The organism is Bradyrhizobium sp. (assembly GCF_035652035.1).
In the GTDB taxonomy this organism is placed as follows: Bacteria; Pseudomonadota; Alphaproteobacteria; order Rhizobiales; family Xanthobacteraceae; genus Bradyrhizobium.
In genome coordinates, this window is sequence record NZ_DASREO010000022.1 from 26662 (window position 1) to 51600 (window position 24939).

Consider the following 24939-nt stretch of genomic DNA (forward strand, 5'->3'; position numbering starts at 1 on the left):
CATAGCGGAGACATAATGGCCGGAAAACCAGCCAAGCGCAGCACGGTCCGAGCGCCGAAATCTCAGCGGATGCCGGTGTCGCGGCCGCGCGAGCCGGCTGCTGCCGTCATCGCCAAGCGCATCGAGGAGGACATAGTCCTTGGGCGGCGTCAACCGCGCGAAAGGTTGGTCGAACAGGATCTCGGCGATCTCTTCCGCACGCATCGGGGCGATGTGCGATTGGCCCTCTTCGAACTCGAAAAGAAGGGACTGGTCGAGCGAATTCCCAATCGTGGCGCCGTGGTGCGCGGGTTGACGCCAAAAGAGGTGCGGGAAATCTACGCAGTGCGGGAAGAGCTCGAGGTGATGGCGGTCCGGATCATCCCGTTTCCGGTGGCAGCGGCTGATCTTGAAAAGTTGGATGAAATTCAGCGAAAGCATGCCGAGGCGATCGCGGCCGGTGACCTGCTGACGGTGTTTTACAGCAATCTCAGTTTTCACCAGGTCGTTTTCGGCCTCTGCGGCAATTCCTGTCTCATCGAGACCATCGATCTTCTCGCGCAGAAGGTCTATGGCATCCGCTCATATGCAAATGCGTTTCCCGACGTGCTCGATCGTGCACGACAGGATCACCGCGACATGATCAAGGCGTTGCGCAATTCGCGTCGGGACGAGCTTGTGGCGCTGACCCGACGTCATTTGCAGCCTGCACCTGAAGCCTATATCAAGGATTACGAGCGGCGCTTCGGGAAAGCCGACCGTCAGACGGCATGAGGGCAGGTGTCATTCTGCGCTGCTGACCAGTTTGATGCGCGGCTCGCTCACTTCCATCAGGCTGCGATATGCGGCGAGATAATCGAGCGCCATCCGCTTTGCGGTGAACCGCCTCTCAAACTGTTTGCGGATCCTGCTGCGATCGAGCTGCGCCGCACTTGCCACCGCCGTAACCGCGCTGATCTCGTCCTCGACGATGAACCCGGTCAGCCCCTCGTCGATGATCTCCGGTACTGAGCCGCGGTTGAAGGCAATCACCGGGGTGCCGCACGCCATGGCCTCGATCATGACGAGACCAAATGGTTCGGGCCAATCGATCGGGACGAGCAGGCCGAGCGAACCACTGAGAAAGTCGGATTTCTCGTGATCGCTGATCTCGCCGATATATTCGACGAGCGGATGATCCATCATGGGGCGGATCACCTCGTCGTAATATTCCTGGTCTGCGCGGTCGACCTTGGCAGCGATCTTCAGGGGGATACCGCATCGGATGGCAATCCTAATCGCGCGATCGACGCCTTTTTCCGGCGCGATCCGGCCAAGCACGCCAAGATAGGAAGGAGTGACCGGCCGGGGCGTCAGCAGCTTTTCCGGCAAGCCGTGATGGATGGTCCGAAGCCAGTTCGCTTGCGGCACCGGACGCCGCTGCGCGTTCGAAATCGAGATCACCGGAACTGACGAGAAAGTATTGAAGACCGGCTGGTGCTCGGGGAGGTCCAGCCGCCCATGCAGCGTCGTCACGAACGGTGTCGGCTGCCGAAAAAACAGCGAGAACGGGTAGTAGTCGAGGTGAAAATGGAGGAAGTCGAACTCCTCATCGTCACATTTTCGCCGAACCCGCTCCAACATCACCATGTGAAGTGCGTTTGGATCGCGAACCGATCCATCCAGGCGTAGGGCCCTCGGCCACGTCGCGTCCAGTTTCGCAGATGTCTGGGAGTCTCCGCTGGCAAATAAGGTCACATCGTTTCCAAGTGCGACAAGTTCCTCCGTCAGCCAATGTACCACCCGTTCAGTTCCGCCATAAAATTTGGGTGGAACAGCCTCCGTCAGCGGAGCTACTTGCGCGATGCGCATTTACCCGTCTCCTCTCGTCTTACCGATGTCATGGATGAACAGCCCCCACTTACCGTTAGCCCGGCGCAGCAGCGCCGCGAGGGGAACGTTTCCGCATCTGCGAGGTTCCAGTAAGGCGCGCACTTCTTTCATCGGGAACGTCACCATTGATGTCTGCGGTGAACGAGATTTGCTGTGCCTGAAGACAGCGGGGCGGGAACCGTGAAGCAACGTGCGGCATTCCATCGGCTGGAACAAAACGGACCTGGAAACAGGCCACACAAAAAGGTTTTGCGGCACATGGATGAACTCTCAGGCTATGCCAATCGCCCGTTTGCTTTCGTGCTGCGTTACCTTCGAAACAGGCCGGCGTCACACCTTTGTATTTTTTCGGCCGTTATTGCGGCGGTTGCCTGTTCTGTGGGCACCCAATATGGCGTGAAGTTTCTGGTCGATGGTCTCTCAGGCGGACCAAGTAACGCCGACAGAGTGTGGCTTGCGTTTGCGTTGTTGATGTCACTCATCGCTGCGGACAATTTCTTGTGGCGAATTGCTGGCTGGATTGCGAGTTTTACGTTTGTCGGGGTCACCGGTGACCTGCGCCGCGACATGTTTCGTCATCTGACCGGCCATGCGCCCAGCTATTTCTCGGATCGCTTGCCGGGAATGCTGACCAGCCGCATCACCGCGACGTCGAACGCGGTCTTTTCCGTTGAAAACATGTTCATCTGGAACGTGCTGCCGCCGTGTATCGCCACGATTTCCGCAATTTCGCTGATTGGAACCGTCAGCCTGCAGATGTCGGCAGTCCTGATCGTCGTCGCGGGCGGGATGGTGGTGGCAATGTTTCGGCTCGCAGCAGCCGGAAAGCCGTTGCATGACGATTTCGCCGACAAGGCAGCCGCGGTCGACGGCGAAATGGTCGACGTCATCAACAACATGCCGCTGGTGCGCGCATTTTGCGGACTAAGCTTCGAGCATGAACGTTTTGATGCGACCGTCAAACGGGAGCTCACGGCGCGTGGGCGCAGTCTTCGATATCTCGAGAAACTTCGGCTCACCCATGCCGCAGTGACCGTTGTGCTGACGATTGCGATCCTGGCCTGGGCGATCACACTTTGGCAAAGCCGCAGTGCCACCACCGGCGATGTCGTCCTGGTTTGCACACTTGGCATTTCCATCCTCAGTGCGACGCGCGATCTTGCCGTTGCGCTGGTCGATGTGACGCAGCATGTCGCCCGGTTGACCGAGGCGCTTGCCACGTTGTTGCTTCCGCATGAGCTGTGCGACCATCCGGAAGCCGAGCCACTGATCAAGAGTGGCGCGGCGATTACCTTCAACAATGTCTCATTCAACTATCCCGGCGGAGCGACGGTCTTCGACAAGTTCAGCCTTCGCATTCAGCCCGGACAACGGGTGGGGCTGGTCGGCCAGTCCGGCGGCGGAAAGTCGACCCTGTTCGTCCTGTTGCAACGATTTTACGACGTTCAACATGGAAGCATCACGATCGACGGTCAGGATATTTCGCGCGTCACGCAGCAAAGCTTGCGTGAGTCGATCTCGGTCGTACCTCAGGATATTTCGCTCTTCCACCGCTCGATCATGGAAAATATCCGTTATGGACGACCGAACGCGACCGACGACGAGGTGTTGCGGGCCGCAATCGCGGCGCGCTGCGATTTTGTCGAGCAGCTGCCGGATGGACTGGAAACCATGGTCGGAGACCGCGGCGTCAAGTTGTCAGGTGGACAGCGGCAACGGATCGCGATCGCGCGCGCCTTCCTGAAAGATGCCCCAATCCTGTTGCTTGACGAAGCGACCGCCGCGCTCGACAGCGAGTCCGAGGAAGCCATACGCGAGGCGCTGTCGCGGTTGATGCGTGGGCGTACAGTCGTCGCGATTGCCCATCGGCTGGCTACGTTGCGTCATTTCGACCGCGTCGTGATGCTCAAGGCCGGTCGGATCATCGAGGACGGTTCGCCCGATCGCCTGATGCAAGGGCAGGGCCCATACCGCGAGCTGGTGACGCAGGAAATGAGGCGCCTTGCGAAGCACGCGGCCTGACTTGCAAGATGAGCGTTGCGTAAGCCTGTCGCTGCAGTCCAAGCGAGGTCATATGTCAGCCGAAGCCGTCACGAGCATCACCACCTTGCGTGTTGCGGAAACGATCACGGAATCTCCCTTCTATATTCCGATGACCGGTCCCGCCGCCCGGCCGCGCCGCTCGCTCAAGCATGACGATACCTTCATCGTGCTCGATAGCCACGGAGACATCGGCGCCTCCGCAGGCGGACCGGATGGCTTGTTCAACACCGACACGCGCTATCTGGCTCGGCTCGAACTGGTGCTGGATGAAGTGCAGCCGCTGCTCCTTGGCTCGAGCCTTCGGGACGACAATTCGGCGCTCACGGTGGATTTGACCAACCCCGACGTCTATCGCCAGGGGCGCAATGTGCTTCAGAAGGACGTGCTGCACATTGTGCGCACCATCTTTCTGTGGCGAGGCGCCGCCTACCAGCGCATCGGCGTTCAGAATCACAGCGAAGATACCGCGAACTTCGATTTGACGCTGCTGTTCGGCAACGATTTTGCCGATCTGTTTGAGGTGAGGGGCGAGCGTCGCGAGCGCCGCGGCGTCGCCTCGGGCAAGCTGCTGGGGCCGTCCGATGTCCTGCTCGACTATACGGGCCTTGACGGCACCCCGCGGTCCACCGCGCTTCAGTTCGATCCGCAGCCAACGCGGCTTACTGCGAACGCGGCGACCTATCATCTCGAACTCGCGCCCAAGCAGACGCACTCGCTGTTTGTCATCGTGTCGTGCAACAAGCCAGTGGCTTCAAAGCCGGTTCCGTTCTTTCGCGGCTTGCTGGCGCATCGCCGGGAAATGCGCGAGCAGACGAAGGGCGCTGTCAGCATCGAAACCTCGAACAATATTTTCAATGAGGTTCTTTGCCGCTCGATGGCCGATCTCAACATCCTGATGACGGACACGCCGCAGGGCCGGTACCCGTATGCCGGAATTCCCTGGTACTCGACGACGTTCGGCCGCGACGGAATCATCACTGCGCTTCAGATGCTGTGGATCGATCCGCGGGTAGCCCGCGGTGTGCTGAAGCGCCTGGCCCTGTATCAGGCCAAAGCGGTCGATCCGCTTGCCGATGCAGCGCCGGGAAAGATTTTGCATGAGATGCGCGGCGGCGAGATGGCTGCGCTGCGCGAGGTGCCGTTCAAGCAGTACTACGGCAGTGTCGACGCCACGGCGTTGTTTGTGCTTCTGGCCGGCCTTTATGTCGATCGAACCGGCGATGACGATACGCTTGCCGAACTTTGGCCGGCGATCGAAGCAGGTCTGGCGTGGATCGACGGCGCCGGCGATCCCGATCAAGACGGCTTTGTCGAGTATCAACGTGCATCGGAACAGGGGCTCGCCAATCAGGGGTGGAAAGATTCGTTCGATGCGATCTTCCATGCCGACGGGCAGCTCGCAGAAGGCTACATCGCGCTCGCCGAGGTGCAGGGTTACGTCTTTGCAGCAAAGAAACTGGCGGCGCGTTGCGCCGGGCGCATGGGATTGTTCGAGAGGGCGCGGCAGCTCGAGGGGCAAGCGGCGCAGCTCGCGGAGCGTTTCGAAAAGACCTTCTGGTGCGATGAGCTTTCCACTTACGCGGTTGCGCTTGACGGCAAAAAGAAGCCCTGTCGGGTACGCACGTCGAATGCCGGGCAGCTGCTTTTTACCGGGATCGTGAGCGAGGATCGCGCTCGCCAGGTCGCGGCCGGATTGATGCAACCCAATTTCTTCACCGGTTGGGGCATCCGCACCGTGGCGCAGGGTGAGGCGCGCTACAATCCGATGTCCTATCACGACGGCTCGATCTGGCCGCATGACAACGCGCTGATCGCGCTTGGGCTCGCGCGTTATGGGCATAAACTCGCGGTCGAGCAGGTGTTCAAGGCGCTGTTTGATGCCGCGACCTATATGGATTTGCGCAGGCTGCCTGAATTGTTCTGCGGCTTCCGGCGCGAGAAGGGACGTGGGCCGACGCTCTATCCGGTCGCCTGCGCGCCGCAAGCCTGGGCGAGCGCGACGCCGTTCACTTTGCTCGAGGCGGCGCTCGGACTCGAATTCGATGCCGACCATGGAGAAATCCGTCTGCGCAACCCGCGCCTGCCGGCCTTCCTCAACGAAGTCGTTCTTCGCGATCTGCGACTGGGCACTTCGAGCGCAGATCTCCGGCTGCGCCGACATGATGACGAAGTGTCGCTCGAGGTCATGAAGACGCGGGGCAAGATTCAGGTTTCCATCGTGCTTTCCCGCTGATCTCGAGGGAAGCGACGGCTGTACCCTGATCAGTGGCGGCGGAAGATTTCGCTGCCGTTCTTCAAGCGAGGGGATGAGATGCGCGCCAGAATGTTGTTCACGCTCGCGATCATAAGCTTTGTTTGTCTTTACCGAGCGCATTCCTGGGCCGAAGGCGAAGCAACATCTCCGCCGCCACCGCAGCAGCAAGAGGGTGCTCCGCCTGCGGCCGCGCCGAAGGAGCCGGCGCCGCCTGCATCCGTCACGATCATCGGCGCAAGCGAAGCGCATGGTGTGCTCGGTCGGGACGTTCGAAGCGCGAAAGACGAAGACATGGGACGCATCGTTGATGTCATCGTCGACCGCGAGGGGACGGTGCGCGCGGCTGTAATCGATTTTGGCGGTTTTCTGGGTGTTGGCAGCCGGAAGATTGTCGTCGATTGGAACGCACTGCATTTCGGCCACGTCGCCAACAAGAGTGACAGCATTACGCTTGATTTGACCAAGGAACAGGTGATGGCCGCTCCCGAATACAAGGACGGCACGCCGATCGTGGTTCTGGGCGCCGCGGGCAGCCTCAAGCCGTGGCAATTCGATCATCAGTAAGACGGCGGAGAAATGTTTGCGCGCCGATCCCCGCCCCAAAAACAACGCAACCGCCCTGAGGAGAGCGGGCAAGCGGGTCGTGACCCTCGGATGGTGCGTTCCAAAGCTGAGGCGATGATGGCACGCGCGGCGCCGGCTCCCTCTCGCGAAAGCCTTCGCGGTCTCGACTGGTTCATCTTCTTTCTGGCGGATGTGCAGACCGGCTTCGGTCCGTTCGTCGCGGTCTACCTGACCACGGAGAAATGGACTCAGGTCGAGATCGGCTCGATCCTTTCCATCGGCAGCATCATCGCCCTGTTCGGCCAGATGCCGGGCGGCGCGATCATCGACGCGGCGAAATCCGAGCGGCTGGTTGCGGGTCTTGCCATCGCGACGATCGGATGCAGCGCGTTGGCCTACGCATTGTGGCCGATCTTCCCGGTCATCGCGGCGGCGGCTGCGCTGCATGCGGCGGCGAGCTGTGTGCTTGGTCCGGCGATTGCCGCGATCAGCCTTGGCCTTGTGGGGCCCTTGGCGATCAGCGAGCGGCTGGGGCGCAACGCGCGCTTTGCCTCGCTCGGCAACGGCGTCGCCGCCGCTTTGATGGGGACATTTGGCTATCTGCTGTCGAGCCGCTCGGTGTTCCTTGTCGCTTTCGCGCTGGCGATCCCGACCTTGCTCGCGCTTTCGCGCATCCGGGAACGTGAAGTCGACGCCGCCCGCGCCCATGGTTTCGTGCCGCCGAGCGAGCCGAGCGCCAAATCGACCAGCGTGCTGGTGCTCTTGCGGCAACGTCCTCTCCTGATCTTTGCCAGCAGCATTCTGCTGCTGCAATTGGCCAATGCCTCGATGCTTCCGCTGATGGCTGGCATCGTCACCACGCGATCGAGCCAATGGGCGACCGTTCTCATTGCGGCCTGCATCATCGTGCCGCAAGCCATCGTCGCGCTGGCCTCTCCGTCGGTAGGACGCAAAGCGCAAGCATGGGGAAGGCGGCCGCTGCTCCTGCTCGGATTTGCTGCGCTCGCCGCAAGAGGTTTGATGTTTGCGACCGTGCACGATCCGTATCTCCTGGTGGCGATCCAGGTGCTCGATGGCATCACGGCGGCAGTTTTGAGCGTCTTGATTCCCCTCGTCGTCGCCGATGTCGCGTTCGGAAGCGGCCACTTCAATCTCGCCCAAGGCGTCGTCGGCACCGCGACCGGTATAGGCGCCTCGCTGAGCACCGTGCTGGCTGGATACGTCAGCGACAAGTTTGGCAGCAGCGTCGCCTTCGCCGGCCTTGCCGGCGTTGCGGCGCTCGGCCTTGCCGTCATCTGGCTGGCGATGCCGGAAACCCGGCCGCCATCGCGAAGCCGGCAAGCGTAAACGACTTTCTAGGGTCCCACCGTCAACGTCTTGCGGTAGAGCGCGCCATAGAGAGCCGCGGAAATACTCCAACTGAAGGATCGCGCCATCGCGCTCCGGCGCATCACGTCGAGGCGATCTTTCGAAAGGTAGGTCGAGAAGGCGCGCCGGACGCCGCCGAGGAAGGATTCCGTCGAGGGTTGCGAGAACAGAAAGCCGGTTTCGCCGTCTTTGATCGTCTCGGCGAGGCCGCCGGTCATGTGCCCGATCGGAAGCGATCCGAACCGCTGTGCATACATCTGGCTTAAGCCGCATGGCTCGAAGCGCGAGGGCATCAAGGTGAAGTCGCTGCCGGCAAAGATCCGCCGCGCCTGACCGTCGTTGAAGCCGATCACCACGCCGATCGCGTCGGGCCGGCGCCGGTGCGCCGCGACCAGCGCCTTCTCGATTTCCGGTTCGCCGCGCCCGGTGATGACGATCTGGCCGCCGGCCTTGATGATCTCGTCGGTCGCCGACAGCACGAGATCGATGCCCTTCTGGTGAACAAGACGGGCGACAAGGCCGAACAGCGGTCCGCGCGACAGCGCGAGGCCGAACTGGTGGCGAACATAGTCCGCGTTGGCCTGCTTGCCGATCCAGTCGCCGGGCGCGAACTGCTGCGCCAACTGGGCATCGACGCGCGGATCCCAGCTCTCGTCGATGCCGTTCAGAATGCCCGTCAGTTGCTGCGCGTCCGAGCGGCGTCGAAGCAACCCCTCCATGCCGCAACCCAACTCGGGCGTTGTGATCTCTTTGGCGTAGGTTTCGCTGACGGTCGTCAGATGCGAGGCGTAGTTGAGGCCGCCCTTGAGGAAGCACAGCTTGTCGTAGAACTCGAGGCCGTCGATGTGAAAGGAGTCCGGCGGGGCGCCGATCCGCCTGAGCGTCTCCTTCGCAAACAGGCCCTGGTACGCCAGATTATGGATGGTGAAGATGCTTGGGATCTTGCTGCCGCTCCAGGCGAGGTAGGCCGGCACCAGCGCCGCCTGCCAGTCATTGGCGTGGACCAGATCGGCTGCCCAATTCTTGTCCAGCTTGCCGGTTGCGAGCTCAGCGGCGACCGAAGCCAGTCGTGCGAAGCGGATGTCGTTGTCCGGCCAGTCACGGCCGTCCTCGTCGCCATAGGGGTTGCCCGGCCGATCGTATAATTGTGGACACAACACAACGTAGACAGGCAGGCCGTCCTTGGTCGCGCCGAGGCCGAGCGAGCAGGCCGGCATCTCCGCAAGCGCTGGAGAATAGCCGACAATCTCGATATGCGTGAATTGTTCGACGACGTCGCTATAGCCGGGAAGCAAGACGCGGACGTCGGTCCAGCGCCGCAGCGCCCGAGGTAGCGCCGCCGAGACGGCGGCAAGGCCGCCGACCCGAACGAAGTCGTCCATCTCCGTGGTAACGAACAGGACCTTCAAAATACGCCCTCGCACGCTGCCGTGGCTAAACGCTGTCTATGCAAGATCAGTTCCAGATGCTTGCCGCCGCTTACTTGGGCAGCCGCTGCATCCATTCTTGGCGTCTCGGCCGGCATTCCTTGCCGGGCTTTCCCCTTGAGCCTGCTCCTTCTAATGTTTTCGGCTAGACCGGCCGACAGGGGAGTCCTGCAATGACCATAGCGGAAATCGATGAGCGGAATGCGACAGGCAGCCTCCATGGCCTGCGTGTGCTCGATTTCTCGACCACGATTGCCGGTCCGCATTGCACGCGGATGCTGGCCGATGTCGGCGCCGAGGTCATCAAGATCGAGGCGGTTGACGGCGAGACGATGCGAATTCGTCCTCCGGTCCGCAACGGATGCTCGAGCCTGTTCGGCCAGCTCAATGCCGGCAAGAAGAGCATCGTCCTCGATCTGAAATCGCCGGAGGCGCTCGAGGTCGTCCTTCACCTGGTGAAGAGTGTCGATATTCTCGTCGAGAACTTTCGGCCCGGCGTGATGCGGCGTTTGAAGCTCGACTATTCGTCCGTGCAGCCGTTCAACCCGAAGCTCGTCTGTTGCTCGATCTCCGGTTACGGCCAGAGCGGACCGTCGGCGGAACTGCCGGCCTACGCGCCGGTCATTCACGCCGCATCCGGCTATGATATGGCGCATCTGGCATACCAACCGGGGCGAAACCGGCCCGACTATTGCGGCATCTATCACGCCGACGTTCTGACCGGCGTCTACGCCTTCGGTGCGATTTCGGCCGCGCTCTACCAGCGGACCCTCACAGGCAAGGGCCAGCACATCGACGTGTCGATGCTGGAATCGATGCTCACGCTGACGCCGACCGAAGTGCAGGCCGCGCAATTCCACTTGCCGCCGCCGAGCCGTCCGATGTTCGGTCCGGTCGAGACCGCGGACGGCTATGTGATGGTGGCGATTGCCAGCGAAAAGACGTTTCAGGGCCTCGTTCGCGCCGCCGGCCGTCCCGAGTGGATCGGCGATTCCCGATTTGCGAAATATGCCGACCGCCGCCGCTACTGGACCGAGCTGATGGATGGCGTCGAGGACTGGTCGAAAACGGTGACGACCGAAAAGTGCCTCAGGGATCTCGCTGAATACGGTGTGCCCTGTTCGGCATACCGAACCGTGGCCGAGGCGATGGCCGATCCGCAGCTTGTCCATCGCGGTGCGCTCGCCGAGGTCGAAGACGATGGCGGCCCTTTCAAGGTCGTGAACCTGCCGTTCCGGATGTCCGGCGCCAAAGTCGCGGCGGGAGCGCGCGCGCCCGCGCTTGGCGAACACACCCGCGAGGTGCTCGGCGAGGCCGGATTTTCGGAAAGCCAGATCGAAGGTGTGATCGGCAAGCCGTAGCCCTCGGCCTTGCGGGGGTGATGGCTTCCGGCCTATCACGTCAGCCAATAAGTCAAAGGGAGCGGAACGATGAGAAGTTTCAGGGTCGCTGAGTTCAATGCCCCATTGAAAGAGATGGAGGAGCCGACCCCGCAACCGGCCGGTACGCGCGTGCTGATCAAGGTGAAGGCGGCTGGCGTCTGCCACAGCGACCTGCACATCTGGGAAGGCGGCTACGATCTCGGCCACGGCCGCAAGCCGCTGTCCCTGAAGGACCGCGGCGTGTCGCTGCCGCTGACGATGGGACACGAAACTGTCGGCGAAATCATAGCCTTCGGGCCTGATGTTAAGGAAAGCGACAAAGGCGGGCTGAAGCTCGGCGATGTCGTATTGGCCTATCCCTGGCTCGGCTGCGGCAAGTGCAAGACCTGCATCGGTGGCGACGAGAACATGTGCATCGTCAAGCCAAGCGCGCTTGGCGTCTATTGCGACGGCGGCTATGCCGACCACATGACGGTGCCGCATCCGAAATATTTGATCGACCTGAAGGGGCTCGATCCCGTCACCGCCGCGCCTTACGCCTGTTCCGGCGTCACCACCTATAGTGCGCTCAAGAAGGTGGAGTCCGTGCTCGATACGCCGATCGTGATCATCGGCGCCGGCGGCCTCGGGCTGATGGCGTTGTCGCTGTTGAAAGCGATGGGCGGCAAGGGCGCGATCGTGGTCGACATCGATGCCGGCAAGCGTGAAGCGGCGGAAAAGGCCGGTGCGCTCGCAACCGTCGATGGCGGCGCGGCCGATGCGCTGGAGCAACTGATCAAGAAGGCGGGCGAGCCGATCCGCGCCGTAATCGATCTCGTCGGCAATGCCAAGACCACGCAGCTCGGCTTCGACTGCCTGAGCAAGGGCGGCAAGCTCGTGATCGTCGGCCTGTTCGGCGGCGGCGCGACTTTCGCCCTGCCGCTGATCCCGATCAAGGCGATCACGATTCAAGGCAGCTATGTCGGCAATTTGCGCGAAACCCAGGAATTGCTCGAGCTCGTGCGCGCCAAAAAGATCGCGCCGATCCCGGTGACGCCGATGCCGCTCGCCAAGGCTTTCGACGCACTCTGCAGTCTGAAGGAGGGACGCCTGGTCGGCCGAGCTATATTGACGCCTTAATACAAACGCCGCCGTCATGCCCGGCCTTGTGCCGGGCATCCACGTCTTTGGGTGCAGCAGCAAGAAAGACGTGGATGGCCGGGTCAAGCCCGGCCATGACAATCCAGAAAAACCCGATCTATCAAAACTCCAAGGACACTCTTCATGTCTGCCAATAACGCGCTCCACATCGCCGTCCTCCCCGGAGACGGCATCGGTCCCGAAGTGATGGAGCCGGCGCTCGAAGTCTTGCGCAAAATCGAAAAAACCACCGACCTGAAGTTCCGCTTCACCGAGGCCGCCGCCGGGGCCAATCATTATCGCGAGACCGGCAAGTCGATGCCGGATTCGACGATCCGGCTGTGTGAGGAGGCGGATGCGATCCTGCTCGGCGCCTGCGGCCTGCCGTCGGTGCGCTACCCCGACAACACCGAGATCATGCCGCAGGTCGAACTGCGCTTTCATTTCGATCTTTATGCCGGCGTGCGCCCGGCGCGTCTCATTCCCGGCGTGCCGAGCCCGATCGTCGGCGCCGACCAGCGCGGCATCGACCTCGTCGTGATCCGCGAGTCCACCGAAGGCCTGTTCGCCTCGATGGGAAAGGGCGTCGTCACCCATGAGGACGCACGCGAGACCTTGGTCATCACGCGCAAGACGTCCGAGCGGCTGTTCGAGTTTTCCTTCCGCCTCGCCGAGCGCCGCAAGAAGCGCGGGCGTCCGGGCGCACTCACCTGCGTCGACAAGGCCAATGTGTTCAAGGCCTTCGCGTTCTTTCGTGAGATGTTCGACGAGGCCGCCAAACGTCACCCCGACGTCAAGAAGGACCATCTTTATGTCGACGCCTGCTCGGCCATGCTGGTGAAGCGGCCCTGGGATTTCGACGTCATGGTGATGGAGAACATGTTCGGCGATATCCTCTCCGACATGACCGCCGGCCTGATCGGCGGCATGGGCATGGCGCCCTCGGCCGACATCGGCGACCGCTATGCCGTGTTCCAGCCCTGTCATGGCACCGCGCCCGACATCATGGGGCAGGGCAAAGCCAACCCGACCGGCATGATCCTGTCGGCGGCGATGATGCTCGACTGGCTCGCGGACAAGCACGGTCTTGAATCCGCCGCCGAAGCCGGTGAGCGCATCGAACAAGCCGTCGACAAGGCGTATGCGGGCGGCATCAAGCCGATGGAGTTTGGCGGTGCGAACGGCACCGCCGACGTCGCCAACGCGGTGCTCGCGGCGTTGTAAATTCTCTGACGACGTCATTCCGGGGCGCGAGTGAAATGAGCGAACCCGGAATCTCGAGGTTCCGGGTTCGATGCTTCGCATCGCCCCGGAACGACAGCAAAAGGCACAAGCATTCTCCTTACCGCGACGCATCCAGCGCCCGGGTTTCTCCAAAACATTGTCCCTCTGAACCAAAGAGGGCGCGGGGAATGCCGGGTGCCAGACGCACCCGCAGCCTCGTGCGCAAAGATAGAAAGCACACGAGTTAGTCACCACAGGTTCGTCTGGAACAATCCGGCACTCCCCGCGGCGATGGTGTTACGGCTTCCTTCGTGCTCTCTCTGGTGATCGGGCTTTCTTGTCACCATCGCCGGCGGATCATCTCCGCCGGCTTGACGCCAGCGTCGAGGCGCCAAGACCACACGACTTCGCCGTCCGCTCGTCTCATCGATCGTCAGCCGATGCGAAAGCGTCCATCGCATCCCGCACCCAACGTTCGTGACGATCGCGAAGCGCCCCTCTAGATCGGGCGCGGGACGGGCGGGCTTCTAAAGGTGATTTGCCCGACGCCACAAGCGATATCCCTGCGGCGAATTGGCACGACGGGCAAATCGGCTCGTCATGTTCGAAACATTGTCGATCACAATCTCGTCGCATCCCGACGCTGCGCGGCCCTGCGTGCTATGGCTTATCAGCCGAACTCGCATTGTGTTTCGAAGTTGACGAACGTCGGCTAGCCGGGTGAGCGACATGAATCAGGGCGAACTCAGAACCGTGCTCGACGGAGGGCGCTACTTTGAGGCACCCCGTTGGTATGGCGGACGCCTTTGGTTCGTCGATTGCATTGCCCGAACCCTGCTAAGCATCGGCCCGACGGGCGATCTGCAGGAGCATGCGAAGGTCGCGGGCGATACTCCGTGCGGCCTCGGCTTTTTGCCGGACGGGAGGCTCGTTGTGCTGACCATGTTCCGCAAAAAACTCCTCACGTTCTCGGATGGGCAGCTGTCGCTCTATTCAGATCTATCGCATGCCGCAACTGGTACGATTGACGACATGATCGTCGATGGGCTGGGGCGCGCTTATGTCGGTGATCTCGGATTCGATTTTCCGCCTCCGCCCGAGCGAGGCGCCGTCGGCAGAATCATCCTGGTGACGCCCGACGGCAGGACCGAGGTCGTTGCCGACGGGCTACGCTTTCCAAATGGCATTGCGGTTTCGGCAGATCACAAGCGGCTTGTTGTCGCCGAGATGGATGGCGAATGTCTCGCCGACTACGAAATTCAATCCGATGGTGGCTTGCGCCTTCGTGCTCGGCATAAATGCGGAAAGGATCCGGACGGCATTTGCCTGGACCGCGACGGGGCGGTCTGGGCCGCCTGCTACAGCGAGGACGCGTTCGTCAGGATCGATCGGGATGGGAAGGAGCGGCAGCGAATAAGCGTGTCCGGCCGTCGAGCGATTGCCTGTGCGCTTGGCGGCCCGGACAAGACAACGCTGTTTTGCCTGAGTGCTGCGACCACGCCCGAGGAACTCAGGCAGGGTAGGTCGTCCGCGCGCATCGACGTTGTCGAGGTGGAGACTGCCGGTGCCGGCTATCCCTGAAGGGGTCTACTCAATCACCGCCCCTTGAACTGTGGCTTGCGCTTTTCCATGAAGGCCTGCCGGCCTTCCCGGAAATCTTCGGAGTCCATGCAAGCCGTTGCGATCGCCTTGACAGCGGCCATGTCGCGCTCGTCCTTGTCCTTCAAGACTTGCGCGATCGTGATCTTGGCCGCCTTGATGGCGAGCGGCGCATTGCCGGAGATGGTGCGGGCGACCTCGAGCGTTTCGTCCAGGAGCTTGTCGTTCGGCATCACGCGATCGACGAGACCGATCCGGAGCGCCTCCGCGGAATCGATCCGCATGCCGGTGTAAAGGATCAGCCGAGCCCAGGACGGGCCGACCAGCGAAACCAGGTGACGCAAGCCCTCGAAGCCATAGGCGATGCCGAGCTTGGCGGCAGGGATGCCGAACTGGCTGTCTTCAGCGGCGAAGCGGATGTCGGTCAGCATCGCCACCTGCATGCCGCCGCCAAGGCAGAAGCCGCGAATGCAGGCGATCGTCGGTTTGGGGTAGTTCGCCAGCAGCGCGCGCTGGGCGTCGCTCTTGCGGTTATATTCTTCGTTGGCCTTGGCATCGCTGCGGTTCTTCTCGAACTGGCTGATGTCGGCGCCCGACATGAAGGCCCTGTCGCCCGCGCCGGTCAGGATCACCACCCGCACGTTCTCGTCGTCGCGCAATTCGGTCAGCGCCGCGCCCAGACCCTCCCACATCTCGATCGACATGGCGTTGCGCTTGTCGGGATTGTTGAAAGTGACGATGCCGACGCCTTCGGTCACGCTCCTGAGGATCTTGCCGTCGGCGTATGATTTTTGATTTTGGGCGGGAACGTCGAGCATGAGCGCGCCTTTGGGAAAGTGATGGTGTGAGGCGGCAATGAAGCACCGCTTTGCGAAGGCTGCAATGGCGGGGATGCCATGTCGTCCCGCAGGGCTGCTCTACGCCGCGGCCCGTCGTGGAGGGCGCGCTGGACGCACGGTCAAGGGCGTGCAAAAGACGGCTGGTCGGCGATGGAGAGGCCCTTAGTGAATCAATCGATGACGGCGCGCGCAGCCTTTTTCCTGCTATGGGCTTGCGGCGCAAGCCTTCGCCTTACCGTGCTGGCGGTGCCGCCCCTCATCTCGGTCATTCAGCAAAACCTCCATCTTTCGGGCACGGAAGTCGGGTTGCTATCGGGCATACCCGTCGTCATCTTTGCTATTTTTGCCGCACCCGGATCGATCGTCATCGCCCGAATGGGTGTGCGTGGCGCCCTGGTGTGGGGCCTGTTGATTGCGGCGGTTGGCGGCGTGCTCCGGGCAGCGGCACCAAACGCGTGGCAACTGTACCTCGCAAGTATCGTGATGAGCGCTGGCGTTGCCATCATGCAGCCGGCAATGGCGGCCGCAGTTCGTGACTGGGTGCCGAACCGAGCCACCTTCGGCACGGCCGTTTACACAAACGGCCTGGTCGCCGGGGAAATCATCCCCGTCGCGATGATGCTTCCGGTCGTGCTGCCCTGGTTCGACGGAAACTGGCGCCCCGCGCTCGGAATCTGGTCTCTTCCCCTGGTTGCCACCGCTGTGGCGGTTCTGGTGCTCACGCCCAAGGCGGCGGCGAATGCCTCGCCAAGCGCCTCCGGCGGCTGGCTCCCGAAATGGAATAGCACGCTGAACTGGCGCATTGGCATGACGCTGGCAAGCACGACGAGCACCTACTTCTGCCTCAACGGCTTCCTGCCTTCGTCTTTGGACGGAAGCGGCCGCCACGATCTCATCAGTGCGGCTCTGATCGCAATGAACCTTGGACAGCTGCCCGCATCCTTCCTCCTGCTGCTTGTGGCCGACAGGCTTCAGGGCAAACGATGGCCGCTTTTGACGTTAGCGGCGATCTCTTCTGCCTGCGTGATCGGCATCATGTTTTCCGCAAGTGCCTGGACCGTATTCTGGGCAGGTCTCGCCGGATTTTCGCTCGGCGCCGCGCTGGTCTTGTCCTTGGCCCTCGCGCCGCTGCTCTGCGGCGCCAATGAGGTTGCGCTGACATCCGCCGCGGCATTTTCGATCGGTTACGGCTTCGCGATGCTGGTCTCGTTCCTTTCGGGCGTCGCGTGGGACGCAGCGGGCAGTCCGAGCGCGGCCTTTATCCCGATTCTGCTCGGGAGTCTTCCGATCTTTGTCGCCGTGCCGGCATTTGCAAGAACCTCGCCCGCTCAGCCGTAGAGGCACGAGCCATCGGCACGGACCCGGCGGCGGAGTTGAACCGGCACCTTGCCAGTGACGACTAGCAATAAACCGCTCGAGGGATTTCGATGTGCAAGACGGCTGGCTGCCTGTTGATTCTGATTGCTCTGTTAATGGCCGGCCGCGCGTCGGCCTACGATCCCGAAGATCCGAAGAACTGCAACGGCGTCGATTGGGACAACAAGTCGCCCTGGGTCATCGCAAAGGTGACCGCGAAGCCGCGCGTCAATTTCGTCAAGAGCCCGTACGATGACGACTTCAAGGCGGAAAGCTGCCCGGCGCCGACCGATGCCTGCCGCCGCAACGCCTATCTCGTCACCGACGACCTGGTTTTTGCCGGCAAGACCAATGGCGCATTCACTTGCATCAACTACCAGTCGCCGCTGGCGAAGAAGCAGATCTGGGCGACAGGCTGGCTGCCGACCGCAGCGCTGACGCCCGTTGCCAGAATGTCGCCGACCAAGGCGTCGGACTGGATCGGCAAGTGGTTTCACCCCGGCGGCCCGATCGAGATCACGTTAGGCGCCGACGGCAAATTGCACGTCGAGGGCGGCATCACCGTTCCGACCGCGCGCGATTTCCACACCGGCGAGTTCGCGGGCGATGTCGTGCCGAAAGACGACATGCTCGATTTCACCGATAACGACGACGGCTGCCACGTGCAGATGCAGCGCATCGGCCCCTGGCTCGCAGTCGGCGACAACGGCGGATGCGGCGGCGCTGGCGTGACGTTCCAGGGGCTCTATCGCCGCACGAAGTAGCTGGCACCGCGCCATCGAGGGCATGGCCATGGACTTCCTGATCTCCGCGACCTTGCTAATCGTCAAAATTCTGATCGGCGCGATCGTGTTGATCGGCCTCCTCATCGGCGGCTGGCTTGCCTGGGCCGCCATCGTCAGGGCGCGCATCAAACGCGATCCGGTCGAATATTATCTCGGCTGGGACGGCTATTGGCACCCGATCAGTCTCTGCGACAAGATCACGAAAGACGAGGCCGATGCGCTTCACACTGAAGGGCGCGTCTACCTGATCGGCCACTATGATGGGCGAAAGCTGACGCGCGCCACCAAGATGCTCAACGGCGCCGTGTTCTTCGATTTTGAATATGCCTACTACCCCAACGGCAGGTGCAAGTCCGTCAAGACCACGAATGCAAAAGGTGTGGTGAAGGTCCGGCATTACGACCGCAAGGGCAAACCCCTTCCGGATAATCCGTCGGGATTCTGGTGAAGGCCTGCGCGCTTCGAGCCGACGGGTCCCGCCCTCAATGAACTGGATCGCGACAGGCGCGACTAATCGCGTGAAGGGGCCAGAGGAGTTGCGAAAATGAAGACTCGAATACTCGTGTTCGGTCTGCTTATGGCCTGCGGCATCGGCGCCTGGAGCAGCGCCGCGGCTGCAGCGCGGCCGGCGGGTCCGCCGGCCGGCTACAAGATCGAAGACGAACACACCCAGAAATCGCCGGACGGCGCGACCACGATCGAGCAATACGTGAACAAGGACGCCGACGACTGGAAATGGCAGTTCTGGGCGCGCCGTGAGGGCACATTCACCATGCTGGGTCCCGAGCAGGACGACTATTCAGCAGGGTTTCGCTTCACCAGCGATTCGAAGTGGCTGGTGCGCATGCAAAAAATCGGCTCGGGTACAATGACGCTCTATCTGTATCACCTCACGCCGCAAGGCTTCGTTGCCGCAACCAAGAAGCCGCTGGCCGACCTGGCCTGGGATTACATGAAGACCCGTCCCGAATGGCGAAAGGTCAAGAAGGAGCCCGAGTACCACATCTCGGCGAATCTCGTGAAGGGCACCGACGAGAACTATCGCTGGCTCGGCGTCGATTGGCCGGCGAACCGCTATCTCCTCATCGGGCTCTCAGGCGACGCGGACGTCAAGGGCAACAAGCCGATGCAGACCGGCGTGGTGAATGGCTGGCGCTGCCGATATGATCTCGAGACCGGCAAGTTCGACGTGCCCACGATTTTTGCGAAGGACAATGCGAAAGCGGTGATGCCCGAGTCGCCCTGATCGCCGCCTACTTGCGGATCGGCACGCCCTTGGTGGTGAAGCGTTGCGTCCGCCCGCCGTCGCGTATCGGCCGCCGCGTGCCGGCGGCCTTGCCGGTGCCCGGCGGCTGATGCGCCGGCACGAGCTGATCGGGGCGCGAACCGATCAGGTCAGCGCGGCCCATCTGCCGTAGTGCATCGCGCAGGACCGGCCAGTTGTCCGGATCGTGATAGCGGAGGAATGCCTTGTGCAGCCGGCGCTGCTTGAGCCCCCTGATCGCCTCGACCTTGTCGCTGGTCCCACGCCGCACGCCGCGTAGCGGATTGACGCCGGTGTGGTACATCGCGGTAGCGGTCGCCATCGGCGAGGGCAGGAATGTCTGAACTTGATCCGCGCGGTAACGGTTCTTCTTGAGCCACAGCGCAAGGTTCATCATGTCCTCGTCGGTCGTGCCCGGATGCGCTGCGATGAAATACGGGATCAGGTAATATTTCTTGCCGGCCTGCTTTGCGGCGGCCTCGAACATCTCCTTGAAGCGGTGATAGGCGCCGATGCCCGGCTTCATCATCTTGTCGAGCGGACCGCGCTCGGTGTGCTCGGGCGCGATCTTCAGGTAGCCGCCGACGTGATGAGTGACGAGCTCCTTGACGTATTCCGGGCTCTTCACTGCAAGATCGTAGCGGACGCCGGAGGCGACCATCACCTTCTTGATGCCCTTCACCTCGCGCACCTTGCGATAGAGGCGGATCAGGTCGTCGTGCGATGTGTTCAGGTTCGGACAGATGTCGGGGAAGACGCAGGACGGGCGTCTGCATAGCGCCTCGACCTTCGGGTCCTTGCACGCCATCCGATACATGTTGGCGGTCGGGCCGCCGATGTCGGAGATCACGCCGGTGAAGCCGGGCGTGCGGTCGCGGATGCGCTCGATCTCGCGCAGCACCGAGCCTTCCGAGCGGTTCTGGATGATGCGGCCCTCGTGCTCGGTGATCGAGCAGAAGGTGCAGCCGCCGAAGCAGCCGCGCATGATCGTCACCGAGAATTTTATCATATCCCAGGCGGGGATCTTGGCATCGCCGTAAGATGGATGCGGCGCGCGGGCGTAAGGCAGGTCGTAGACGGAATCCATTTCGTCCGATGTCAGCGGGATCGGCGGCGGGTTCAGCCACAAGTCGCGATCGCCATGGCGCTGCACCAGCGGGCGGGCATTGCCGGGATTGCTCTCCCGATGCAGCACGCGTGAAGCCCTGGCATACGCCTCGCGATCCTGCTCGACCTGCTCACACGCCGGCAGCCGGATCACGGTGTCGCCGGCCTGGCGGCGCGCGCCCTCGTCGGCGGAGTCGAGATCGTCGGCGTGAAGCTCGGTATAAGTTTCAGGCACGCGGCGGAACAGTGCGACGCCTCTGATGTCGCTGAGGTCGCGCGGCGCTTCGCCGCCGGCAAGCCGGTGCGCCACCTCGACCACGGCGCGCTCTGCGTTGCCATAGAGCAAAAGGTCGGCCTTGGCGTCAGCGAGCACCGAGCGGCGCACTTTTTCGGACCAGTAATCGAAATGCGCGATCCGGCGCAGCGAGGCCTCGATCCCGCCGAGCACGATCGGCACATCCTTGAACGCCTCGCGGCAGCGCTGCGCATAGACGATGGTGCAGCGGTCCGGCCGCTTGCCGCCTTCGCCGTTCGGTGTGTAGGCGTCGTCATGGCGCAGACGCCGATCCGCCGTGTAGCGGTTGACCATCGAATCCATGTTGCCGCCGGTGATGCCGAAGAACACTCTTGGCTTGCCGAGCGCCTTGAACGGCTCCGCCGACTGCCAGTCGGGCTGCGCGATGATGCCGACGCGGAAGCCTTGCGCTTCCAGCAGACGGCCGATGATCGCCATGCCGAAACTCGGGTGGTCGACATAGGCGTCGCCCGTCACCAGCACGATATCGCAGGCATCCCAGCCGAGCGCCGCCATCTCGGCGCGGCTCATGGGGAGGAACGGCGCTGCCTTGGTGGAACTCGCCACATTATGCGAACCGTGGCGAGACCAGGACATCAGGGGTTTTTCGGCCGTAGCGAGGCTGTTCATGCGGCTTACGCATAGGACTCCGGGCGCGCAAATTCAACCGGGGATCGCGGCCTCATCCTTCGAGACGCGCGCTTTCCTGGAACCGTTCGCAGCGGCCTGCCTCGGGATGCGCGTTCCTCAGGATGAGGTCTGAAACCCTCATGGTGAGGAGCACTGCGAAGCTGTGCGTCTCCGGACGATGCTGCGCATCGCCGGGAGAACCATGAGGCCGAGCTTGGGCTCACCTCGCCATATGCGCGGTCAGCGGATGATTGGCGGCCTGGTTGAAGAAGGCGGCCTCCTCGGCGGTCGCTTCCAAGAGCTGCTCGTCCTGGGCGTAGATATCGTTACGGAACTGGACGGTCTGGTCGCGGGTCATCCACGCGGTCAGATAGATCCAGGCGACAGGAACCTTCTTTGGCAGGGCGATCTCCTGGTGCACGCCGGTGGCAATCGCTGCATCGACGGCAGCGCGATTCCATTTCTGCATCTCCTCCTGCAACAGCCAGGTGGCGAGGTCGCGAACGTTATCGACCCGCGAGCAACCATGGGAGTCGAAGCGGTAGTCGTCGCTGAAGAGATTCCGCTGGTTGGTGTCGTGCATGTAAACCGAATAGGGATTCGGCATATCGATCTTGACCTGACCCAGCGCATTGAAGGTGCCGTTCTGCTGGCGCACGGTGAAATTCGGCACATGCGTCCCGGACCAATCGACCGACCCCGGGTCGATCGGGCGATCGTGCGCGTCCAGCACCTCCATGTGCATGCGCGACAGGTAAGTGGGGTCCTTACGCATATGCGACGAGATTTCGGTTTTCGCGATCGAGGAGGGGACGGTCCAGGTCGGGTTGAGAACAACGCCAGTGATTTCGGCGGTCAGCGTCGGCGAGGGCTTTTCGGTCTTGCCGACGATCACGCGATAGCGGCGGACGACGACGTCGTTCTCGACCGCTTCGGCAAAGGTCGCGGGAAGATTGACGACCACATAGCGCTGGCCGAACTGGAAGTTCATGTTCTCAAGCCGCTCGAGCGAAGCCTCAAGCTGTTTGATGCGCTTCTGAACCGGCACGTTGAGGGCGGCAAGCGTGCGCGGCGTGATGGTGCCGGTGGCGGCGAGGCCGTGACGCACCTGGAAATGCTTGACCGCCTCGAGAAGCGCTTCGTCGAACGGACCCGTCGCCTTGTCGCTGGCGAGATCCTCGCTGATGATCAGGCGGCGGCGCAAGAGATCGTCGTTGGGGCCGGCTGTGCCGATTGCGAATTTGGCGTCCGGTGGGATCATCGGCCATCCGCCGCGCACCGCGATATCGCCATAGCTCAGCGCCGCCTCCTTGATCCGCTGTGCGGTGCCTTCGTCAAAGGTCGGCTCATGCGACAGCGCGAGCGCGGCGGCCGAGCGGGACTCGGGTGTCGAGACAGCCACGGCCGGCTTGGCGTGGGTTGGGGCGCCCGGCGCTGCGGCGACAGGCTTCAGCGCCATTGGCGGGTTGGGAGCCTGGGCGGCGCTTCGGTCAAAGCCGGGCAATGTCGCAAGGACGAGGCCCGCGGCCAGCGCAATCAAGTGGCGCATGAATCAAATCCCCCAAAATCAAAAGCAGGTAGCCGCCCAATCGACCGGCGAAACGTCTCGAAAATAGAACCCCGAGGGTTGCCTTCCGATTAAGCCCGAATTGCGGTTTTTGCATCCCACGCTGCGCGCAGCGCGGGCTGCTTTCGGTATGTCGCCGGCGACGCTAGTCTGGTTCGAGAAAAAGCACGGCTGTCAGCCGCTTGGCGGAGGTTCTGGACCTGATGTCAGAGGGGGTGGAAGTGGATGTCCTGATCGTCGGCGCGGGTCCGGTGGGCCTAACGCTGGCAATCGATCTGGCATGGCGGGGGATCGACGTCACCGTGGTCGAGACCCGTGCGGCCGCCGAGCCGCCGGAGCCGAAATGCAATCACGTCGCCGCCCGCACCATGGAGATTTTTCGGCGGCTGGGGCTTTCCGAAAAGGTCCGCAACGCCGGCCTGCCGGCGGATTATCCGCACGACATCAGTTACCGCACGGCGTTTACCGGCCTCGAACTGACGCGGATCGAAATTCCCTGCCGCCGCGACCGTTTTTCGCGCAAGGATGGTCCGGACTGCAACTGGCCGACGGCTGAGCCACCGCACCGCATCAACCAGATTTTCCTCGAACCGATCCTGTTCGAGCACGCCGCGGCGCAAAGACAGATCCGTATCGTCAACCGCACCTCGGCAGAAGAGGTGGTGCTCGGCGACGAATTCGCAGATGTGAGGTTGCGCGATCTCGACACGGGATTGGTGAAATCCGTACGCTGCCGCTATCTCATCGGTTGCGACGGTGCACGATCGATCGTCCGCAAGGCGATCGGGGCCGCCTTTGAAGGCGACGCGGTGATCCAGCGCGTGCAATCGACCTACATCCGCAGTGCCGATCTGATCGACCGCCAGCAAGTTGCGCCGGCCTGGGGCACCGGCGCGATCAATCCGCGCCGCTCCGGCATGGTCTATGCGATCGATGGCCGCGAGCGCTGGCTGGTGCACAACTACATGATGCCTGGCGAGAACGATTTCGATTCCGTCGATCGCGACGCCTGCATCCGCACCATTTTGGGCGTGGGGGCGGATTTCAGCTACGAGGTGATTTCCAGGGAGGATTGGGTCGGCCGGCGGCTGATCGCGAGCAAATTCCGAAGGTCCAACGCCTTCATCGCAGGCGATGCCGCTCATATCTGGGTGCCTTACGCGGGCTACGGCATGAATGCCGGCATAGCGGATGCGACCAACCTGTCCTGGATGCTGGCGGCGCATCTCAATGGCTGGGCTCCCGCCTCCATTCTCGATGCCTATGAGGCCGAGCGGCACCCGATCACGAACCAGGTGTCGCGGTTTGCGATGTCGCATGCCGAGGCCGAGATCAAGCGCCGCGGCGCCGTTCCCGAGACAATCGAGGAGGCGAGCGCGGAAGGCGACCGCGTGCGGCAGGATGTCGGACGCCTCACTTACGAGATCAACGTGCAGCAATATGCTTGTGCGGGGCTTAACTTCGGCAGCTATTACGATCGCTCGCCGATCATCGCCTATGACGGCGCCGAGCCGCCGTCCTATACGATGGGCAGCTATACGCCCTCGACCGTGCCGGGTTGCCGGACGCCGCATCTCATGGATGTGGATGGCGTTTCGCTGTATGACCGGATGGGGCCGGAATTCACGCTGCTGCGGTTTGATCCGGCGACGGACGCCGCAACGCTCATGCAGGCTGCGGAGATGAGAAAGTTCCCGCTCAAGCTGATCGACGTTGCAGTTCCGCCGGAGATGGCTCGCGATGGTCGCTTGGCGCTGTCGCGGCCCGATCAGCATGTGGCATGGCGCGGCCATTCCGCGCCAGCCGATCCTTTGGCCCTGATCGACCGCGTCCGCGGAAGGAACGTCGCGGGCGCCCTGAATCAGTCCTCGTTCGCTGCGATCGATTCCATCAAGGAGACGAGTTGACGCTGCACCGTCTGGTCCTTGATCTTCGAGTAGGCGCGAAGCAACCTCAGGCTGAAGGCACTGTCCAGAAACAGCAGGCTCTCGACTTCGCGCGCCTTGCTGTCGCCATCGTAAAAGAACGTGACCGGCACATCGAGCGCGGTTGCGATCTGCTGAAGACGGGCGGCGCCGACGCGATTGACGCCTTTCTCGTACTTCTGGACCTGTTGAAAGCTGACGCCAAGTTGTTCCCCAAGCTCGGCCTGTGAAATCTTCTGCTCCACACGCCGCAAGCGGATCCGCTTGCCCAGCTCAATGTCCGGCTTCCCGGCACTGCGTTGCTTCATCTTCTTGGCCATGGATTTGTTCATACTGCTTC

20 protein-coding genes are annotated in these 24939 nt (G+C 62.4%); 14 read left to right on the forward strand and 6 right to left on the reverse strand.

The genetic code is table 11. The features are described 5' to 3' along the window. The first annotated feature begins 15 nt into the window (after window positions 1-15). Window positions 16-753, forward strand: coding sequence for a GntR family transcriptional regulator (locus VFB05_RS08115; RefSeq protein ID WP_325010835.1), 738 nt, complete (start codon window positions 16-18; stop codon window positions 751-753). Window positions 754-762: 9 nt separating this feature from the next. Here the strand turns inward: VFB05_RS08115 and VFB05_RS08120 are convergent, their stop codons facing one another. Further along, window positions 763-1830, reverse strand: coding sequence for a glycosyltransferase family 4 protein (locus VFB05_RS08120; protein WP_325010836.1), 1068 nt, complete (start codon window positions 1828-1830; stop codon window positions 763-765). 279 nt (window positions 1831-2109) lie between these two features. On the opposite strand from VFB05_RS08120, the gene VFB05_RS08125 reads away from it, so the two are divergent. The 4 genes from VFB05_RS08125 to VFB05_RS08140 all read left to right on the forward strand — a co-directional run bounded on the left by VFB05_RS08125 (window position 2110) and on the right by VFB05_RS08140 (window position 8059). Then, window positions 2110-3873, forward strand: coding sequence for an ABC transporter ATP-binding protein (locus VFB05_RS08125; protein WP_325010837.1), 1764 nt, complete (start codon window positions 2110-2112; stop codon window positions 3871-3873). Window positions 3874-3925: 52 nt separating this feature from the next. Then, on the forward strand, window positions 3926-6127 hold the full coding sequence (locus VFB05_RS08130; protein ID WP_325010838.1) for an amylo-alpha-1,6-glucosidase: 2202 nt from the start codon (window positions 3926-3928) through the stop codon (window positions 6125-6127). Between the two features lie 78 nt (window positions 6128-6205). Continuing rightward, a complete protein-coding gene (locus tag VFB05_RS08135; protein WP_325010840.1) occupies window positions 6206-6712 on the forward strand; it encodes a PRC-barrel domain-containing protein in 507 nt (168 codons plus the stop codon). A gap of 90 nt (window positions 6713-6802) precedes the next feature. Beyond that, window positions 6803-8059 carry an MFS transporter gene (locus VFB05_RS08140; RefSeq protein ID WP_325010842.1) on the forward strand — a complete coding sequence of 419 codons (1257 nt, stop codon included), beginning with the start codon at window positions 6803-6805 and terminating at the stop codon, window positions 8057-8059. Window positions 8060-8067: 8 nt separating this feature from the next. Here VFB05_RS08140 and glgA read toward each other — a convergent pair whose 3' ends face one another. Continuing rightward, window positions 8068-9489: a glycogen synthase GlgA gene (gene glgA / locus VFB05_RS08145; protein ID WP_325010844.1), complete on the reverse strand. Its 1422-nt coding sequence runs from the start codon at window positions 9487-9489 to the stop codon at window positions 8068-8070. A 191-nt stretch (window positions 9490-9680) separates the two neighbouring features. On the opposite strand from glgA, the gene VFB05_RS08150 reads away from it, so the two are divergent. From VFB05_RS08150 to VFB05_RS08165, 4 genes are all read left to right on the forward strand, one after another. Beyond that, entirely contained in the window at window positions 9681-10868 is a 1188-nt protein-coding gene (locus VFB05_RS08150; protein ID WP_325010847.1) for a CoA transferase, read from the forward strand. A gap of 69 nt (window positions 10869-10937) precedes the next feature. After that, window positions 10938-12008, forward strand: a complete 1071-nt coding sequence (locus tag VFB05_RS08155; protein WP_325010849.1) for an alcohol dehydrogenase — start codon at window positions 10938-10940, stop codon at window positions 12006-12008. A gap of 144 nt (window positions 12009-12152) precedes the next feature. Then, window positions 12153-13232 (forward strand): isocitrate/isopropylmalate dehydrogenase family protein, encoded by a 1080-nt coding sequence (locus VFB05_RS08160; RefSeq protein WP_325010851.1) that lies wholly within the window; start codon window positions 12153-12155, stop codon window positions 13230-13232. Between the two features lie 729 nt (window positions 13233-13961). Then, the gene (locus tag VFB05_RS08165) at window positions 13962-14813 is read left to right on the forward strand and encodes an SMP-30/gluconolactonase/LRE family protein (RefSeq protein ID WP_325010853.1); all 852 of its coding nucleotides are present in this window, start codon (window positions 13962-13964) and stop codon (window positions 14811-14813) included. A 14-nt stretch (window positions 14814-14827) separates the two neighbouring features. Here the strand turns inward: VFB05_RS08165 and VFB05_RS08170 are convergent, their stop codons facing one another. After that, window positions 14828-15649: an enoyl-CoA hydratase gene (locus VFB05_RS08170; RefSeq protein ID WP_325010855.1), complete on the reverse strand. Its 822-nt coding sequence runs from the start codon at window positions 15647-15649 to the stop codon at window positions 14828-14830. 186 nt (window positions 15650-15835) lie between these two features. Here VFB05_RS08170 and VFB05_RS08175 point away from each other — a divergent pair, with 186 nt between their 5' ends. The 4 genes from VFB05_RS08175 (at window position 15836) to VFB05_RS08190 (ending at window position 19057) form a co-directional block, all read left to right on the forward strand. Further along, a complete protein-coding gene (locus tag VFB05_RS08175) occupies window positions 15836-17008 on the forward strand; it encodes a CynX/NimT family MFS transporter (protein ID WP_325010857.1) in 1173 nt (390 codons plus the stop codon). Between the two features lie 89 nt (window positions 17009-17097). Beyond that, on the forward strand, window positions 17098-17790 hold the full coding sequence (locus tag VFB05_RS08180) for a hypothetical protein (protein ID WP_325010859.1): 693 nt from the start codon (window positions 17098-17100) through the stop codon (window positions 17788-17790). Window positions 17791-17818: 28 nt separating this feature from the next. Next, the gene (locus tag VFB05_RS08185) at window positions 17819-18259 is read left to right on the forward strand and encodes a hypothetical protein (protein WP_325010861.1); all 441 of its coding nucleotides are present in this window, start codon (window positions 17819-17821) and stop codon (window positions 18257-18259) included. Between the two features lie 96 nt (window positions 18260-18355). Continuing rightward, the gene (locus VFB05_RS08190; RefSeq protein ID WP_325010863.1) at window positions 18356-19057 is read left to right on the forward strand and encodes a hypothetical protein; all 702 of its coding nucleotides are present in this window, start codon (window positions 18356-18358) and stop codon (window positions 19055-19057) included. A 7-nt stretch (window positions 19058-19064) separates the two neighbouring features. Here VFB05_RS08190 and VFB05_RS08195 read toward each other — a convergent pair whose 3' ends face one another. Beyond that, window positions 19065-21107, reverse strand: a complete 2043-nt coding sequence (locus VFB05_RS08195; protein ID WP_414643165.1) for a YgiQ family radical SAM protein — start codon at window positions 21105-21107, stop codon at window positions 19065-19067. Between the two features lie 220 nt (window positions 21108-21327). Beyond that, complete coding sequence (locus VFB05_RS08200) at window positions 21328-22656, reverse strand: L,D-transpeptidase family protein (RefSeq protein WP_325010867.1); 1329 nt, start codon at window positions 22654-22656, stop codon at window positions 21328-21330. A 221-nt stretch (window positions 22657-22877) separates the two neighbouring features. Between VFB05_RS08200 and VFB05_RS08205 the strand changes: the two genes are divergently transcribed. Next, window positions 22878-24581, forward strand: coding sequence for an FAD-dependent oxidoreductase (locus VFB05_RS08205; protein WP_325010869.1), 1704 nt, complete (start codon window positions 22878-22880; stop codon window positions 24579-24581). Here the strand turns inward: VFB05_RS08205 and VFB05_RS08210 are convergent. Continuing rightward, window positions 24536-24931: a helix-turn-helix transcriptional regulator gene (locus VFB05_RS08210; protein WP_325010871.1), complete on the reverse strand. Its 396-nt coding sequence runs from the start codon at window positions 24929-24931 to the stop codon at window positions 24536-24538. The genes VFB05_RS08205 and VFB05_RS08210 overlap by 46 nt on opposite strands. Between the last annotated feature and the right edge of the window lie 8 nt (window positions 24932-24939).